Below are 18,197 nucleotides of genomic sequence, written 5' to 3' on the forward strand. Positions count from 1 at the left end.
AATGAGACAAAGTATAAAATATATGACAATAGGCGCCCTGGCGCTGATGAGTTCCTGCTCAAAACAACTGAACATTACGCCTGAGGGTGCGCCTTCTGCGGGAAACTTCTGGAAGACTAAAGAAGATGCGGTTAAGGCGGAAGCAGGTATGTATGAAAAATACAATGACGAGGATTATTATGGAAGGGGTATGTTCTGGTTTATCAATGCCAGCGATGATATGGTTACCGGAAGGAATAAACCCGAAGCGGACAATATTAAAAATTTCAACCGGAACTATATTGGTGGTGGTTACACAGAGTCACAATGGTCAATGCGTTATGCCACCATCAAACGGGCAAATGACATTATTAAAAATGTTCCGGCCATTCAGATGGACGAGCAGTTGAAAAAACAGATCATTGGTGATGCTTATTTCAATGCTGGTCTGGTTTATTTCCAGCTGGCCTCAAATTATGGCAATGAAAAGGCTGGAGTACCTATCGTCAGTCCGGAAACAGATCCTGCAACTGCTACACCAAGGGCAGCGAATGTAAATGAAAACTACGATTATATTATCCAGCTCCTGTTGAAAGCGGCAGACAATCTGCCTTATTTTACGGATATGCAGCCTGCTGATTATGGAAAGGCACACAAAACAGCCGCCTGGTCTTATTTATCTAAAGTATACCTGTTTAAAAAAGATTATGCCAATGCGGTTAAGTACTCCGACATGGTGATCAATTCCGGGAAACACGATTTGGTCAATACAGGCTTTGCAGATGTGTTTAAAGCAGCCAACAACTGGTCTAAAGAATACATCTGGTCTGTGGTTTGCACACCAAATGGCGGTGGGACTGGCTGGGGCAGTAAATTACCTGGTGTAATGCTGACCAATAAAGGCTGGACCTTGTATAATGGCTGGGGCTATTACCTGCCAACTAAAGAGCTGTATGACTCTTATGAAACCGGCGACCAGCGCAGAGAGGCTACCATTTTGAAACCCGGCGATCAGTTTATGTATTTTGGTGCGATGCGTAGCTTTACCAAAGATGGTGGTGCAACTTCCGACTATCAGTTTAGAAAGTATATGGAGCCTTTCGGTTATGCAAATCCAATTCCTTTGCATGTTAACCCTAATGGAGATAATGGTACAACTGACCTGAACGTTCCATTGATGCGCTTTGCAGAGGTGCTGTTGATTAAAGCAGAGGCAGCCATTCAACTGGGCGGTGCAGGCGCCGGAGATAAAGAACTGAACCGCATCAGGGTACGGGCAGGTTTGACACCAAAAACGGGAATGACGCTTACAGACCTGAAAAGAGAACGTCGTAATGAACTGGCCGGAGAATGGGCAGACCGTCACCGCGATTTGGTGAGATGGGGTGACGCACAGGCGGCTTACGCTAAACCATTACACGATTCGCAGGGAAATGTGATCTGGGCAGCCAGAAATTTCAACCCGCAGGTAAATGATGTATGGGCTGTTCCGCAGAAAGAAATAGACAACAGTAATGGGGTCATCAAACAAAATGCAGGATGGTAATTAAACACTTTATATGCCCGGCGGTTCTTGCCGCCGGGTTATTTTTCGGCTTCGGTGCGGGTGCTCAAACCTCACTTAGTTATAATCAGGGCCACAGCCATAATGACTACCATCAGAACATCCCCCTATTGACGGCTTATTATGCTGGCATGGGCTCTATTGAGGCCGATGTATTTTTAAAAAAAGGACAGCTGTTTGTCGCGCATGATTCTACAGAGATCAGTGCAGAAGCCACTTTAAAAAACTTTTACCTGGAGCCTCTCTCCCGCTTTTATGTCAAAAACGGGAATCAGCCCTATAAAGATCCGGCCTTAAAACTCCAGCTGGTCATCGACATCAAAGAGGATTATCAGCATGTCATCCCGCAGCTGATCAAAGATCTGAGTGCTTATCAGAACATATTCAACAGCACGACCAATCCAAAGGCCATCCGGATTGTACTCAGCGGAGATATTCCTTCACCTTCAGAGTTTAACCGGTATCCGGAGTATATTTCTTTTGATGGACGGCCAAACAAAGGCTATACAGCAGATCAACTGAAACGCATAGCGATGATCAGTGATGAATTGAAAAGCTATACGGTTTGGAATGGAAAAGGTACACCAACTCCACCTGATGAAGCGAAACTCAAAGCGGTGATTGATCAGGCGCACAAAATGCACAAGCCTTTCCGCTTCTGGGCAACCCAGGACAGTCCAAATACCTGGATTGTGCTCGAAAAACTGGGGGTAGACTGGATCAATACCGATCATCCGGAAAAATTAAAGGAGTTCTATCTCCATAAGGACAAACTGACCTATACCAATCCTGTGGCTTATCCGGTCTATACGCCGGATTATAAATCAGATGGGTTAAAAAAACCAGTAAAGAATGTGATTTTACTGATTGGTGATGGTATGGGACTGGCCCAGATCCATGCGGGTTCAATTGCCAATCATGGTGATCTGAACATGACCCGGATTCGCAACAGTGGCTTTTCGCAAACTGGCGCGGCAAACAGTGGCAATACGGATTCTGCTGCCGGCGGCTCGGCTTTCGCTATGGGTGAAAAGACCAACAACCGCTATATAGGCATGGGTACCGACAATAAAAAAAGGACCAACCTGGTCGATACCCTTGCGAACTACGGAATCAAGAGTGGTATCATCAGCGTAGGAGATATTACAGATGCCACACCGGCTGTTTTTTATGCACATCAACTGGACCGTTCCATGAGCCAGGAAATTGCACATGATCTGCTGGAGAGTAAAACCGAGATCCTGGTGGGTTCCAACCAAAAGAGTTTTCTTCAGAATAAAGATACTTCATTGATGAATCAGCTGACCGCTAAAGGTTTTAAGCTGAGTACTTCATTGGCTGATTTCAGCAAAGAAAGTAAGGGCAAGCAATTGGTTCTATTGCCCGATGAGGCAACCAGACCCGTTAAAAATGGCCGGGACGATATGCTGAAGCAGTCATTGGTACAAAGCATCAAAATGCTTTCCCATAAGAAAGGCTTTTTTATTATGGCAGAAGGTGCCCAGATTGACTATGGGGGCCATGCAAATGATCTTCCTTACGTAGTTACAGAGTTGCATGATTTTGACAAGACGATCGAGGCGGCTTTACGCTTTGCTGATCAGGATGGAGAAACCCTGGTGGTCATTACCGCAGACCATGAAACCGGCGGATTGACTTTGCTGGATGCTTCTGCAGAAACAGGAACAATTAGTGGAGAGTTCAGTACCAACGACCACACCAATATCAGCGTACCTGTATTTGCCTACGGGCCGCGCTCGGACGAGTTTAGAGGAACTTATCCGAACAACGAGATCTTCCACAAGATCCTGAAGGTTCTGGAACTGAATAAACGTAAATAAAAAAGAGGCTGTCTGAATTTTTATTCCGGACAGCCCAATTTTATTTCTTTTTTTGACTCAGGGCCTGGGCTATTGCTTTTTCCAGCAAGGGCTCCATCACCTTGTAACCCGCCAATGTTGGGTGTACCCCATCAACGGTCAGGCTGGATTTCAATCCATTCTTCTCGTCTTTCATGACGCTATGGTAATCCAGATAAACGATATGCTGCTGCACAGCATACTTTTTTAAGCGCTCATTCAATTCTATGATCTTCCCGGCAGGCTCTAGTCCCTTTTTCCAGGGATAATCAAAAACAGGGAGAATGGAAGAAATAACGACATTAATATGGTTTGCTTTGGCAAGTTCCATCATAGAAACCAGGTTCCCGAAAATTTCATCCAGGGTAGCCGGACCAGTATTCCCGGCAATGTCATTCGTTCCACCTAAAATAACAACAAGGGACGGCTTGAGGTTAATTACATCCTGTCTGAACCTTAAGACCATCTGTGGTGTGGTCTGACCGCTGATTCCTCGGTTGATAAAATTCTTGTGCCGTTCAAAAAATCCAGGATCAATATCCCCCCAGACCTGGGTAATTGAATTGCCCATAAAAACAACTCTCTTCTCTTTAGGATGTTCCTGATCTGCCCTTTGATTCGCTTCCTGATAGAATTTAAGTGCCGGCCAGTCTTGTGCAGAAGCACGATTGCCAAAAATCCCCAGCAAGAGCAGGGCAGAAACAATTTTAACAGGTTTCATTGTCTTTTTATTCATGGTTCTTAAAATGATACGGAGAAAAATAACCATTCTTCTCCGCATAAATGGATAATATTTAAAATCCAGGGTTCTGTTTAGCCAGAGGATTAGAATTCAGTTCCTGTAATGGAAGTGGATAGAGCAGGTAGTTTGTATTTACTGTTCCCCTTTGCTGTTTGATGAGGTCAAGCGCTGAAATCTTATGAACAGCCGAAGGGTCTGCTGCGGTTTGATTACTGTACCTGAGCAGATCAAACCAGCGGTCTCCCTGAAAAGCAAGTTCCAGCCTTCTTTGCCGGTCTACCTCATCTCTGAATGCATTTTTAGTAGGCAGATCGCTGAGTTGCAGAGCAGGAAGGCCCGCCCTCTGGCGAATGGCATTTAGTTTTCCTAAGGCATCAGATGTAGGGCCGCTTTGCTCATTGGAGGCTTCGGCATAGACCAGGTAGATATCATCCAGGGTCAATACCGGATAGTTGTCCTTACTGGCAAAGAAATTGGTACTTCTCCATTTGTAAACAAACCAGCCGTTGTCGTTACCTGTACCTGCACCGCCATAGACAACGCTCGCATAGCTGATGCCACCTTCTACCGGACCTATCCGTTTCCAGCGGATGTCGTTCAGGGTATCGGCATAACTGATCAGCTCATTGGTGGGGATGTCGTACTTTGGAAAAGAATAAGAAGCCGGTGGGGAAGGCAGCACCAGGTCTGGCAAGGTAAAACCTCCGTCATCTGCACCAGCAAACTGTACTTCAAAAATCGACTCCTGCTTGTTTTTAAACGGAAAAAGATCGGGAAAAGGTGTGGTTAAGCCTGTACCGTAATTGCTGTTGCTGATCACCTTAGCCGCAGCTATAGCAGACATAGACCATTTTCTTTCATACAGGTAAACTCTGGCCTGCAGCGCGTTGGCAGAGCCTTTAGTGGCTCTTGTGCGGTCTATACTGAGGCCTCCATAAGTCTGGGGCAATAGGTTTTCCGCCTGCCCGAGATCGCTTTCTATCTGGGCATAGACCTGATCAGCTGTTGAACGGGTCATAGCCGACTGGCTTTCTGCTTCTGTTGGCAACAGGTGTATTGGAACACCCCCAAAGCATTTGACCAGGTTAAAATAGTGCAGTGCTCTTAAAAAACAGGCTTCTCCCAGGATCTGATCCCTGCGCTGAGCGCTGAGCCTGGTGCTGATGCCCGGCACATATTTAAGGACTGAATTGGCCCGGTTGATGGCTTTAAAGGCCTGCTGATATAGCCTTCCTGGCTGGCTGGTGGTTGCCGTCCATTGGATCTTATCCAGTGCAAATACATCGGCATTATCCGAAGTGGCATTATCGGAGGGCATTTCGCCCATCACGTTTAACACTGAACCATAATAACTGTCGTCCTGCAAGGCATCATAACAGCCTGTGATGGCCGATTCTGCATCATCTCCGTTCTTAAAGAAATTTGTGGCTGTAATGCTGGTGAGCGGTGTTTTGTCCAGCACCTTCTTACAGGAAACGGTTCCTGTGATCAGAAGGGCTGCCAGAAGAATTTGGTTGATATATGTTTTCATCTCGTTCGCTTTATATAATCAATTAGAACTGAACACTTAGGCCCGCGGTATAGGTTCTGGCAGGTGGATATACGCCGTAATCCCTCCCAAAGCCCGTATTGGACAATGGGTCTGCATTGACTTCAGGATCATAACCTTTGTACTTGGTGAAGGTGAGCAGGTTCTGGCCTGTCACATAGATTCTCAAAGAGCTCATCCGCATTTTTTTCAGGAAAGCCGACGGGAAGGTATATCCTAAGCTGAGGTTCTTCAGGCGTACATAGGTGCCACTTTCCAGGTATTGGGTAGAGAAACTGGCGTTACCATTCGGATCACCATAAACTTCTCTTGGGATATTGGTGTCTTGTCCGGCATGTGTCCAGCTGTTAAGTACAACGACCGACTGGTTAAAAGGATTGATCATGTTTTCCAACAGTGTCCGGTTCTGATTAAAGATCTTGTTTCCAAAACTGCCCTGGAAAAAGAAACTCAGGTCAAAGCCTTTATAGGTCAAGGTATTGGTGATCCCGGCAATGAACTTTGGATTGGGATTACCAATGATCTTACGGTCTTTGGCATCAATAACGCCATCACCGTTCAGGTCTTCGAAACGAAGGTCTCCCGGGGCAGCATTAGGCTGTACGGGTGCAGCAGCCACCTCTGCCGGGGTTTGAAAGATCCCCTTAACTACATATCCGTAAAAGGCTCCTAAAGGCTGTCCTTTTTCATTTATAGAGTAGTCTCCAATGATCTGGCGGTCTACCTGCTTGCCCGAATCGTCAATCAGGGTGCCCAAATCCAGAATTTTATTCCGGTTTAAGCTGAAATTGAACTGGGTATTCCAGTTCAAGCCTTCTGCAGAGCGAAGATTAATGGTATTGATCCCCAGTTCAAATCCTTTATTCTGGACTTGTCCGAGATTCTGTACGATGACAAGATTCTCCGAACCAGAACTAGGCGACAAAGGCACATTGGTCAGCAGGTCTTTTGTCTTTTTTAAATACACATCAGCGGTCAAAGTTACCCGGTTATTAAATAATTCCATATCCACACCGGCATCATACTGATAAGTGGTTTCCCATTTCAACTGGTCATTCCCAATCTTTTCAGGTGCAATTCCTCCTGCCACACTGCCATCGCCATTGTAATTGCTGTAATTGTATCCTGTTCCAAAGGTGCTGAAGCGGTCATTGACACCAACATTCTGATTACCATTGGCACCAAAACTGGCGCGGACTTTCAATTCCGAAAGGAAATCGCTTTTATGAAAAAAAGACTCGTTAGACATCCTCCAGGCTACTGAAGCTGCCGGAAAATAACCAAACCTATGGTTGGCAGCAAAACGGCTGGAACCATCGGCACGCATACTGGCCGAAGCATAATAAAGGTCTTTGTAGTTATAGTTGGCCCTGAAGAAATAACTCATCAGACCCCATTGTTCTTCATAACTGGACATTGTTTGCTTAATACTGGCTGCAAAAAGATAGGGAACAGCGTTGGAAGGGAATCCGTATCCGGAAGAACTTGAGGTAAACAAACTGGAATTCTGTACAGATTGACCGGCCAGCAGGGTTAGGTAGTGGTCTTTATTCAGTGTTGTTTTGTAGGTCAGCGTATTTTCCCAAAGCCAGATGGTGCCGGTATTGGTTCCTGTTGCTGCACTTCCCCGGCTGGCAGAGGGAGCATTCTCAAATCCTGGGTTTTCTCTGGCGATAAACTGGTTTTCGATCTGTGCCCGGTAGTCTATCCCGGCCGAAGAACGCAGGACCAGATTGGGCAGGATGGTATATTCTCCATAAATATTACCAAAAAGCTGGTTAAGGGTGATGGTGTTGTGCGTCGTTTCGTTGTCTCCAAACGGATTGTCTGATCTGGAAAAGGGATTCAACGCATAAGTACCATCCGGGTTGTAAATAGGAATGGTGGGAATCTGCTCCAATGCGCCCAGTACAACACCCGAATTGTTCAGTTCCATTTCTGTCCTTGTACTGCGGTTGTTGTTGGTATTGGCCAGGTTCAGGCTGGTTCCTATTTTAAACTGATCACTGACTTGCTGATCGAGGTTAAGCTTTACAGAATACCTTTCAAATCCGGAGTTCCGGATAATACCGTCCTGGTTAAAATATGCCCCGGAAAGATAATACTTGGTTTTATCACTTCCCCCCTGCACACTCACCTGGTAATTGGATATGGGTGCAGTATGGTACAACAGATCCTGCCAATTGGTATTGGTGGTTACGGTATCGACATTATAGGCGGGATCCATATCTGCATTGATCAAGGCCTGATTATAGATACTGGCAAACTGTTTTCCATCGAGCAGCTTGATTTTTTTGGCCAGTTGCTGGACACCATAATACATGTTAAAGTTGACCTGTGGTTTACCTGATTTACCTCTTTTTGTGGTTACCACGACCACACCATTAGAAGCCCTGGATCCATAAATGGCGGCTGCTGCACCATCTTTAAGCACATCAATAGACTCAATATCACTGGTATTGATGGTACTTAGGGGGTTGGGCCGCTGGTTTCCAATGCCAATCTCTTCATCATATCCGGGTTGTACCGGAACCCCATCAATAACATACAGAGGAGAAGTGCTCAAACTCAGGGAATTTTTTCCCCTGATGCTGATGTTGATGGCCGAACCTGGCTGACCTGTAGGGTTACTTACTTCTACGCCTGGAGCTTGTCCCTGTAAGGCATTTTCGAAACTGCTCACAATCTGCCGGCCCAGTGCTTTACTTCCTACTGTTGCCACGGCCGTACTGAGCTCTCTTTTCTGCTGCGTACCATAACCTATACGGATCTCAACTTCATTTAAATTGCTGGCATTCTGGCTTAAAACCACATGAAGATCATTGCTATTGCTGTTTAAGGTGATTTGTTTGGACAGATAACCGATAAAGGAAACAACTAAAACATCTCCTGTCTGGGCATCAATGGAAAAAGAGCCGTCTACATTACTCTGGACCCCGAATGGACGGCCTTTTATAGTAATACTCGCCCCCGGCAAAGGAAGGCCTGTAGTATCTGTTACTTTACCTTTGACCTTGATCGGATTGACAAAGGCTTCCTTCCGGTCAGAAATAATAATGGTTTTGTTTTCTATCGTAAAATCCAGGGGCTGATCTGTAAAACAAGCTTTCAGGGCCTGCTCCAGAGGAACCTCATGCAGCTGGACGCTAACGGGTTTTGCTTTATGCATAAGATCGTAACTGTAGAAAAAGACATACCCGGTTTGTTTTTTGATGGACTGGAGTACTTTTTCCAATGCCTCGTTCTTCCCGGAATAAGTCACTTGCTGTGAATATCCGCTTGCAAACACATGAACGAAGGCAAGGGTGGTTAATATAAAAATCAATTTCATGATTCGCCAGGTTTGTTCGTATCTGTTCCGGGACGTCCTGGTGCTTTTCAAAAGAAGCGGGAATGGTCGCCGGCGAGTACCATAAGTAATAAAATTCATTACATTTGATTTGTTTAGGGTTTGAAGAATGAGTTGATTGCAAAATAGATTGGTTCCTTAGAACCCTGAATGCTATTGCCGGGAGCGGGCCAACGCTTCCGGTTTTTATTTTTCAGGATGAGGCGAAATGTAAAGATCAGGGCATAACCACCACCTCCTTTCCGCTCACTTTAAAATGTATATTACTTTTTTCTAAAATATTCAGCACTTTAGACAGGGGCAGATCTTTTTGTATAGCGCCCCCAAATTCTTTTAAAGGCTGTTTACCTTCATATTTTACTTCAATATCATACCAACGGGACAATTGCCGCATCACTTCCTGGATATTGGCATGATTAAATTGAAAATAGCCCTCTTTCCAGGCTACCGCTTCCTCCGTATCTACCCCCCTGCTGATTTTCAGCGGAACAGCCTGTCCGGCCGTAATCTTTGCCTGGTCTCCCGGTTTCAGAAGCGATTTCATTTGCTGATACGCGATTTGTATGCTGCCTTCCAGCAAAGTCGTTTTCATACTCTGCTCGTCTTCATAAGTATTCATGTTGAAATGGGTACCCAATACTTCTACCATTTGGCCCCTCGCACTTACTTTAAATGGTTTCGAAGCATCTTTAGCGACTTCGAAATAGGCTTCTCCCGTTAATTCGACCAATCTTGACTGTGTTGTAAAGGCCGCCGGGTATCTGAGGGAGGAAGCCGCATTTAGCCACACCTTACTGCCATCAGGAAGGATGACCTGGTATTGACCTCCCCTCGGGGTAGAAATGGTGTTATACGCCATCTCTGTGCTTGCAGAGGCAGAAGAAAGACTGGTGTTGATCAGCTGTCCGTTTTTAGTCTTTACAATTGCCACTCCGTTTTGTCTCGCAAGCTCTCCATCGTTCACTTCATTTAATATAATTTTAGAACCATTGGCCAGCAACAATACCGCTTTGTTACTTCCCGGCTGGATGTCCTTTTGCGTTGTTCCAGATTGGACAACTTCTTTACCGGTTTCGGAAGTGGGCGGAATAAATACATACAAAGCAACCGAAATACAAAGGAAAACAACTGCAGCAGCAGCGAACTTAATCCACCTGCCAAGAAGATAGCGGGATTGCTTCTCCTTTATTTTTGACAGCAGTACGGGTTTTAACTCCTCTGCTACTTGTTCAGCGAGTTGCTTATCTACATTTCCAGCCTCAACTTCCTGCTCGAAGTACTGATGCAACATGTCCTGCAATTCCTCCTTATGATCGGGAAGATTAAAATGAGAAAGCAAATAGCGGATTTCTTCAGCGGTGCACTGTTTATCCAGGTATTTGTTCAGCAGTATTTCCAGGTATTCCTTCTTTTCCAAAATACATTGTTTTTCTGCTAATACGCGAAATAAAAAATTATGGTCGGCTCGCTTTTCAAAATAATTGCACTGAAGCACTCACAAAAACACAACAGACTGAAAACAAGACGAATAATTTACATGCCTTTCATTAAAACCCCGGCAATAAGTGCATATACAGCAAAATCAGGATGGTTCAATAAATATTTTTTAATGGAGGAATTGGCTTTGACAATATGGTCATGAATGGTCGATGTAGAAATCTGAAGCTCTGCACTGACCTCCTGGTAACTTTTACCCTCCAGTTTACAAAGCATATATACTTTTTTGCGTTGAGGAGAAAGCTGATCTATGGCTTTTCTAACCATATTGATATTTTCTTTGCTGATCAGCAACTCATCGGTTTGAACATCTGCATCTACCGCCATGGCCAGCAAGTGCGCACTCAGCTGCTTATTTTTCGCTTCCTTCCGGAAGTAATCATAGACCAGATTGACCCCAATGGTGTACAGGTAAGATTTAAAGGACAAGTTGGGATCTATCAGGTGCCTGTGTTCCCATAGCTTAAGAAACAGATCCTGGAGTAATTCTTTGGCGACTTCTGTGTCGCCGGTCATCCGCAGTATTTTCAGGAACAGGGGCTTACTGTATTGATTGTATATTTCGGTAAATGCAGTTTCTTTTCCCTGCTGCAGGTGGAGTAACAGGGTCTCTTCTTGACGTTCAACAGGTTTTTGGTTAGTTTGCATAGGTGGTCCAAGGGGATACCATTTTTCCTTTCCTATAAACTTACGATTTATTCACGGATCTGTGCATAAGAATTCGTAAAGCTTTTTTAAGTTGGAAAAAGGCACTATGATGAGGTTCGGGCATAAAAAAAAGAGGAACTTCATATGAAGTTCCTCTTGCGGAGAGTGAGAGATTCGAACTCTCGATACCCTTTTGGAGTATACACACTTTCCAGGCGTGCTCCTTCGACCACTCGGACAACTCTCCTTTTCAGGAGTGCAAAAGTATAAAAATTTTTGAATCCTGCGAATAATTAATCAATAACTGTGATTTTCACCATATTCGTCTTTCCTTTACGCTCCATCGGGATCGCAGCAGTGTTGATCACCACGTCACCTTTCTTAATCAGCTTATTCTTTTTAAGGATGCTGTTGACGTCCAGAATGGTTTCGTCTGTGCTTTCAAATTTATCATAATAAAAGCCCTGAACGCCCCAAACCAGGCTCAGTGTATTTAAAAGGTTCTCATTGCTGGTAAAAATATAAGTCAAAGCTTTTGGCCTGTGGCTTGAAATCTCAAATGCAGTATACCCGCTTACCGTCATCGAAACAATTCCTACAGCGTTGGTTTGCTTAGAAAGTGCAGTCGCTGTTTCACAAATAGCATCACTCAGGAAGGTATCCGAATTTTGTTTGATGAATTTATCTGAGTGGAAAGGATAATTATTTTGCTCAATGTTCTGAACGATCTTTTGCATGGTCTCGATAACGATCAGAGGAAACTCTCCTACAGAGGTTTCTCCGCTCAACATTACCGCATCAGCGCCATCCAGTACAGAATTCGCCACATCATTCACCTCTGCACGTGTTGGCCTTGGGGTGGTGATCATACTTTCCAGCATTTGTGTCGCGATAATTACTGGTTTAGAAGCTGCACGGCATTTTTTAACGATCATTTTCTGCAGCAAAGGAACTTCTTCCATTGGCATTTCAACTCCAAGATCTCCGCGGGCAACCATAATACCGTCTGAAACAGCGATGATCTCATCAATATTTGCAATGGCTTCAGGTTTTTCAATTTTAGCAATTACCCTGGCCGATTTTCCTCTTTCCTTAATGATTTCTTTAAGTTCGATGATGTCTGCTGCATTACGGACAAATGAAAGTCCGATCCATTCTACATCATTTTGAAGAACAAATTCAAGATTATTGCGGTCTTCAACTGTAAGTGAAGGAATAGATACTTTTGTATTTGGAAGGTTTACTCCTTTTCTCGAAGTCAGGATGCCTCCGTGAACAACTTCACAGATCACCTCGTCTTCATAATTGGTTTCTATAACACGCATTTGCAGCTTTCCATCATCCAAAAGGATGATTTCGCCAGCCTTAACGTCCTTTGGAAAGGACTCATAAGTAATATAAATGCGCTCTTCGTTACCGATACATTCTTTAGTTGTAATGATGGTCTTGCTTCCGTTAACCAGATGAATACCACCATCTTTCACCATTCCAATCCGGATTTTAGGCCCTTGCAGGTCGGCTAAAATGCCCACGTTGTATTTGTGTTTTTTGTTCAGGTCGCGGATGGTATCCAATACTTCCTGGTGGTCTGCCTGAGAACCATGGGAAAAGTTAAGCCTGCATACATCTAAGCCGGCATTGAACATGCTAAATAAAACGTCTGGTTTGGCTGATGCCGGTCCTAGCGTGGCAACTATTTTTGTTCTGGAATGAAAAGGTTTCATCAATTTTACATTTATTTATAACCAACCTTATATGCTGTGGAATGAAAAAAATCCAAGGATATATTCGGTTAATTTTGTTATTAAAAAAATATTGTAACACCAAATATAGTGTATTTAATACACCTTCAATATAAAATTTACATTATCAAATTCTCTTTCGACTTGAGCTTATAAGGGTCTATCTGTGCAGCAACCTGAATATCAGGCAGTTTGTTCAATCCAGACAAAATATAATTCAGGTCGTCTTTATCTAAAAACTGATGAATAATCAGAAAATAATCGACCTTATTCATCTCCGGAATTAAAAATCCGTCGCTGTGCCGGTTGCTTACGATAAAATATTCATTCTCTCCTTGTTCCACATAAAAATAATATTTTGAGAAGGATAAAGGAGCCTGATCAACGTTGAAATAAACCTCGTGTTCCTCTATCCTTTCAAAGTCAAAACCCAACTGGGTATTGATCTTATGACAAAGGACGTAATCCTTTAAGGATGCGGTGATTGCAATCAGAATGAAGTCCAGATCCAGTGATAATTTCAGGTAGGTTTTGTTCAAAACAGCTGCTTTATTTTAGGTTACGAAATTATAAAAGTAATTTTACTTTCCGGTTTGAAATAAAAACATTAAAATTGGTACTGAAATAAAAACATTTGAAATGTGTTAGAATTTATTTTTCTTTGCACTGAATTATTTAACCATTAAATTATAACATTATGTCTGATATTGCTTCAAGAGTTAAGGCTATTATCGTTGAAAAATTAGGTGTGGATGAGAGCGAGGTTACCCCGGAAGCTTCTTTCACAAACGACTTGGGTGCGGATTCTTTGGATACTGTGGAACTTATCATGGAATTCGAAAAAGAATTCAATGTAGCAATTCCTGATGATCAAGCTGAAACCATTGGTACAGTTGGTCAAGCAGTTGCTTATCTAGAGAAAAACGTAAAGTAAAACATACGGTCTCCGTATAATCCGTATAAATGGAATTAAAAAGAGTAGTAGTTACAGGTTTAGGTGCGCTCACTCCAATTGGCAATAATGTCCCGGATTTCTGGGATAATTTGCTAAATGGTGTGAGCGGCGCTGCGCCTATTACAGGATTTGACACAGAAAAGTTCAAAACCAAATTTGCATGCGAGGTCAAAAATTTCAATCCTGAAGATTTTATGGATAGAAAAGAGGCCCGCAAGTTAGATCCATTTGTTCAATATGCCATTGCTTCTACGGCAGAGGCTGTGCTGGATGGTAATTTTGATTTTTCCCAGCTGGATACCAATCGTATTGGTGTGATCTGGGGCTCTGGTATCGGTGGTATTAAAACCTTTCTGGAGGAAATGAGGAATTTCTTTGCTGGTGATGGTACTCCACGTATCAATCCTTTCTTCATTCCAAAAATGATCATAGACATTGTGCCTGGTCACATTTCTATAAAATATGGTCTGAGAGGACCAAACTTCGCGACGGTATCTGCCTGTGCTTCTTCTACTAATGCCATGATCGATGCTTATAACTATATCCGTCTGGGAATGTCGGATGTAATCATCAGCGGCGGATCTGAAGCGATTATTAATGAAGCTGGTATTGGCGGGTTCAACGCAATGCATGCCCTTTCTACACGTAATGATGACCCTAAAACAGCATCCAGACCATTTGACAAAGACCGTGATGGCTTTGTTGCAGGTGAAGGTGCAGGGACGATCATTCTGGAAGAGCTTGAACATGCAAAGAAACGCGGAGCGAAGATTTATGCTGAGATTATTGGTGGCGGAATGAGTGCTGATGCCAATCATATCACGGCTCCTCATCCGCAAGGATTGGGTGCTAAAATGGTAATGACAAATGCATTGAACGATGCCAAATTGTCTACCAGCGATATTGATTATATCAATGTTCATGGAACGTCTACCCCTCTTGGAGATATTTCTGAAACTCAGGCTATTGTAGACCTTTTTGGTGAGGATGCTTATAAATTAAATATCAGCTCAACAAAATCTATGACGGGACACCTGCTGGGTGCTGCCGGTGCTGTTGAAGCTATCGCTGCAATACTTGCGGTAAAAAATGATGTTGTACCTCCAACTATAAATCACTTTACGGATGATCCACAGTTCGATTCGAAACTGAATTTCACATTTAATAAGGCTGAAAAACGTAAAGTTCGCGCTGCATTAAGTAATACTTTCGGCTTTGGAGGACATAACGCATCTGTAATTTTTAAAAAATACGAGGAATAAGACCAAATAGTGATATTTGCTACCATCAATGCCTTTATTTAACCTATATAAACTCCATTTATCTCCAGATAGGGAGTTTATAAGAAAGCTAAAAAATATTTTAGGCTTTGTGCCTGGTAATGCCATTTTATACAAAATGGCATTCAGGCATCGGTCTGTAGCAAAAACACTTAAAAATGGCAGTAAAAGCAGTAATGAGCGTCTCGAATTTTTAGGGGACGCTATACTTGGCTCAGTCATTGCAGAACTGCTGTTTAAAAGTTACCCTTATAAAGAGGAAGGTTTTCTAACCGAGATGCGTTCGAAAATTGTAAACCGCGCCAATTTAAACCAGCTTGCCCGAAAAATGGGCTTTGATCAGCTGATTGTTTTTGACCAGAAAATGGTCAATATGCAAACCAAACATCACTCGATGCTTGGAGATGCTTTTGAAGCACTTGTTGGGGCTGTTTATCTGGATAAAGGCTACAATTTCACCAAAGATTTTCTTCTTAAACGTATTGTCAAACCTTATATTGACATTCATACCCTGGAGCTTACTGAAACCAATTTCAAAAGTAAACTGATTGAATGGTGCCAGCGCCACGGCAAGGACATCACTTTCGATATGATTGATAATGGAGAAGGCGAAAGTGCAAAACTTTTCACTATACAAGCGATGATTGATGGAGAAAGTTATGGTGTTGGAAGGGATTATAACAAAAAGAATGCAGAGAAACTCGCTGCAGAAAAGACCTGCGAGGCCTTATCCATCTAATTATTTCTTTCTCAGGGTATCTGTGTATTTTTTATAAGAATCCCGGATGTACTTTATGGCATCGTATTCAGTCCATTTGCTGGCCACACTATAATCCGGCCTGTAATTCAGCATAAAATCTTCCAGATCTTTATCCTTCAGGTCGGTGTGCTTTTTAATAATAGATTCATTAAAAAAGCCATCAATCTCGGTTTGTTGCATCTCATTGGAATAGAATTTCCCAAAATGACGTGCATTTCTTGGGGTACGGCCAAATAATTCATATACTGCTGTCAACGGCGAAAAAAGATAAGACAACAGTGGTGGTTTACCCGCATAGAAGGAACCCTTATTTCTGTATTCCTGACGCATTCCATCCAATTCCTGTTTCTTTGACTCTCCGTAAATATTCACTTCCCTAAGATCGGTTGATCGGTTGAGATAGATCACCAGATCTTTGTTGGACTGTACAACAACTTCTGCATTCGCAAATTCATTTTTGAAAACAAACAGCGTATCGCCTAAATTGACCTTTATCTGGAATAAACCAAGGTCATTGGTATTTACGCTTCCCTCTGTTCTTTTATTGACCACCTCTCCTGAAGTAATGCGATTTGTTGTTCCCCGCTCCATAACGACTCCTTTAAGGATAAATCCTTGCTGGGCAGACACGTTAAAAGCCATGAATAACAATAGCGTAGCGGGTATACAGAGGGGCTTTAATTTCATAGGGCAGGTTTAATTTACACAAATTTAGCCAATGTTTTTCTTCCATAACGTTAAAAAAACGTTAAAAAAGTTAAATGGACTACTTTTCAACCATTTCACAATAAATTATATCTTTGCACATGATAAAATCAATGACAGGCTATGGCCTGGCCTCTACGGATCATCAGAATGTGAAATTTGCGGTAGAGATCAAATCTCTGAACAGTAAGTTTTTAGAGCTCAGCCTGAAGTTGCCCCGAGCTTTTTCAGAAAAGGAACTCTTTTTACGCAATGTTTGCAGTAAGGATATTGAACGGGGAAAAGTAAATGTTTCTGTCAATATCGAACGCAGTGATGAGCAATTGAAAGGTGCACAGATCAATGCAGCCCTGCTGAGCAGATACTACAAACAGTTAGAGGCCATCAACCAGGACTTAGGTGCCAATTCCAGCAATTTATTGCAGGCTGCACTGAATTTTCCGGATGTGGTGAACTATACCGACGAAGAGGTTAATGAAGCAGACTGGGATATTCTCTACAGCACGTTTAACAAGGCTCTTCAGGAATTTAACCGTTTCAGGGAAGACGAAGGCCGCGTGCTTAAAACAGACCTGGAGCTCCGCATCAAAAACATCCTGAGCTTCTTTGCACAGGTTGAAGTTCTTGAACCTTTAAGAATTCCGCAGATCCGGGCAAGGCTAAACCAGTTCCTGGAAGATAACGTGGGTAAAATGAATGTCGACCAAAACCGTCTGGAACAGGAACTGATCTATTACATTGATAAACTAGACATCACAGAAGAGAAGATCCGCTTAAAAAGTCATTGTGATTATTTCATTGAAACGTTAAAAAGCAAGGATGCCAATGGCAAAAAATTAGGTTTTATTTCACAGGAGATTGGCAGAGAGATCAATACCATGGGCGCAAAAGCGAATGACGCTCAAATCCAGCAATTGGTTGTGGGTATGAAGGAAGAATTAGAAAAAATCAAGGAACAATTGCTAAACGTACTTTAGTATTTGAATAATACATCAATGAAACAAGGTAAACTCGTTATATTTTCAGCACCTTCAGGAGCTGGCAAAACAACCATCGTAAAACATCTGCTTAAAAAGTTCCCCTCTTTAAGTTTTTCTATTTCAGCGACCACCCGAGAAGCCAGAGGTGATGAGCAACATGAAAAAGATTATTATTTTATCTCTAAGGAAGCTTTCCTTCACAAAGTTGCTCACCAGGAGTTTGTGGAATTTGAAGAAGTCTATAACGGTACTTTCTACGGCACCCTGCGGTCAGAGATCCAACGGATCTGGAATGAAGACAAGCATGTAATTTTTGACATTGATGTAGAAGGCGGTCTCCGCTTGAAAAGAAAGTATGAATCACACGCACTGGCCATTTTTGTACAACCGCCGTCATTGGAGGTTTTAAAGGAGCGTTTAAGTGGAAGAGGGACAGATAGTGAAGAAAAACTAAAAGAACGCTTTATAAAGGCAGAAAAAGAGCTTAAATATGCAGATAAGTTTGACGTTGTCCTGAAAAACTTCGACCTGGACACCGCCTGCGCAGAAGCAGAAAAACTGATTGGCGATTTCTTAAGCCAATAACAC

Annotated in this window: 15 protein-coding genes and 1 tRNA gene; 7 read left to right on the forward strand and 9 right to left on the reverse strand. The window is 42.9% G+C overall.

Annotation, left to right across the window (positions count from 1 at the left end; genetic code table 11):
- The first annotated feature begins 1 nt into the window (after window position 1).
- Together R2S08_RS04275 and R2S08_RS04280 are read left to right on the forward strand one after the other, a co-directional pair.
- The gene (locus R2S08_RS04275; protein ID WP_316833995.1) at window positions 2-1,525 is read left to right on the forward strand and encodes a RagB/SusD family nutrient uptake outer membrane protein; all 1,524 of its coding nucleotides are present in this window, start codon (window positions 2-4) and stop codon (window positions 1,523-1,525) included.
- A complete protein-coding gene (locus R2S08_RS04280; protein WP_316833996.1) occupies window positions 1,519-3,384 on the forward strand; it encodes an alkaline phosphatase in 1,866 nt (621 codons plus the stop codon). Before R2S08_RS04275 ends, R2S08_RS04280 begins: the two co-directional genes overlap by 7 nt.
- 40 nt (window positions 3,385-3,424) lie before the next feature.
- Here the strand turns inward: R2S08_RS04280 and R2S08_RS04285 are convergent, their stop codons facing one another.
- The 8 genes from R2S08_RS04285 to R2S08_RS04320 all read right to left on the reverse strand — a co-directional run bounded on the left by R2S08_RS04285 (window position 3,425) and on the right by R2S08_RS04320 (window position 13,468).
- Window positions 3,425-4,138 carry an SGNH/GDSL hydrolase family protein gene (locus R2S08_RS04285; RefSeq protein WP_316833997.1) on the reverse strand — a complete coding sequence of 238 codons (714 nt, stop codon included), beginning with the start codon at window positions 4,136-4,138 and terminating at the stop codon, window positions 3,425-3,427.
- Between the two features lie 58 nt (window positions 4,139-4,196).
- The gene (locus R2S08_RS04290) at window positions 4,197-5,675 is read right to left on the reverse strand and encodes a RagB/SusD family nutrient uptake outer membrane protein (protein WP_316833998.1); all 1,479 of its coding nucleotides are present in this window, start codon (window positions 5,673-5,675) and stop codon (window positions 4,197-4,199) included.
- A gap of 22 nt (window positions 5,676-5,697) precedes the next feature.
- Complete coding sequence (locus R2S08_RS04295; RefSeq protein WP_316834000.1) at window positions 5,698-9,024, reverse strand: TonB-dependent receptor; 3,327 nt, start codon at window positions 9,022-9,024, stop codon at window positions 5,698-5,700.
- A 235-nt stretch (window positions 9,025-9,259) separates the two neighbouring features.
- Window positions 9,260-10,459: a FecR family protein gene (locus tag R2S08_RS04300; RefSeq protein ID WP_316834001.1), complete on the reverse strand. Its 1,200-nt coding sequence runs from the start codon at window positions 10,457-10,459 to the stop codon at window positions 9,260-9,262.
- Window positions 10,460-10,575: 116 nt separating this feature from the next.
- Window positions 10,576-11,187, reverse strand: coding sequence for an RNA polymerase sigma factor (locus tag R2S08_RS04305; RefSeq protein WP_316834002.1), 612 nt, complete (start codon window positions 11,185-11,187; stop codon window positions 10,576-10,578).
- A gap of 159 nt (window positions 11,188-11,346) precedes the next feature.
- Window positions 11,347-11,434 (reverse strand) — tRNA-Ser (locus tag R2S08_RS04310).
- Between the two features lie 46 nt (window positions 11,435-11,480).
- Entirely contained in the window at window positions 11,481-12,911 is a 1,431-nt protein-coding gene (gene pyk / locus R2S08_RS04315; protein WP_133779167.1) for a pyruvate kinase, read from the reverse strand.
- A 137-nt stretch (window positions 12,912-13,048) separates the two neighbouring features.
- Window positions 13,049-13,468, reverse strand: a complete 420-nt coding sequence (locus R2S08_RS04320) for an IPExxxVDY family protein (RefSeq protein WP_316834003.1) — start codon at window positions 13,466-13,468, stop codon at window positions 13,049-13,051.
- Window positions 13,469-13,626: 158 nt separating this feature from the next.
- Here R2S08_RS04320 and R2S08_RS04325 point away from each other — a divergent pair, with 158 nt between their 5' ends.
- Genes R2S08_RS04325 through rnc form a run of 3 tightly spaced genes read left to right on the forward strand, consistent with a single transcriptional unit; the run spans window position 13,627 to window position 15,903 of the window.
- Window positions 13,627-13,863, forward strand: a complete 237-nt coding sequence (locus R2S08_RS04325; RefSeq protein WP_031266521.1) for an acyl carrier protein — start codon at window positions 13,627-13,629, stop codon at window positions 13,861-13,863.
- 29 nt (window positions 13,864-13,892) lie between these two features.
- Entirely contained in the window at window positions 13,893-15,146 is a 1,254-nt protein-coding gene (fabF, locus tag R2S08_RS04330; protein ID WP_108554738.1) for a beta-ketoacyl-ACP synthase II, read from the forward strand.
- 28 nt (window positions 15,147-15,174) lie between these two features.
- Entirely contained in the window at window positions 15,175-15,903 is a 729-nt protein-coding gene (gene rnc, locus R2S08_RS04335) for a ribonuclease III (protein WP_316834004.1), read from the forward strand.
- Here the strand turns inward: rnc and R2S08_RS04340 are convergent, their stop codons facing one another.
- Window positions 15,904-16,611, reverse strand: a complete 708-nt coding sequence (locus tag R2S08_RS04340) for a hypothetical protein (protein ID WP_316834005.1) — start codon at window positions 16,609-16,611, stop codon at window positions 15,904-15,906.
- 131 nt (window positions 16,612-16,742) lie between these two features.
- Here R2S08_RS04340 and R2S08_RS04345 point away from each other — a divergent pair, with 131 nt between their 5' ends.
- Complete coding sequence (locus R2S08_RS04345; protein WP_316834153.1) at window positions 16,743-17,606, forward strand: YicC/YloC family endoribonuclease; 864 nt, start codon at window positions 16,743-16,745, stop codon at window positions 17,604-17,606.
- Window positions 17,607-17,624: 18 nt separating this feature from the next.
- On the forward strand, window positions 17,625-18,194 hold the full coding sequence (gene gmk, locus R2S08_RS04350; RefSeq protein WP_316834006.1) for a guanylate kinase: 570 nt from the start codon (window positions 17,625-17,627) through the stop codon (window positions 18,192-18,194).
- Window positions 18,195-18,197: the final 3 nt, after the last annotated feature.

Origin of the sequence: Pedobacter nutrimenti (genome assembly GCF_032678445.1) — a bacterium.
Classification (GTDB): domain Bacteria; phylum Bacteroidota; class Bacteroidia; order Sphingobacteriales; family Sphingobacteriaceae; genus Pedobacter; species Pedobacter nutrimenti_A.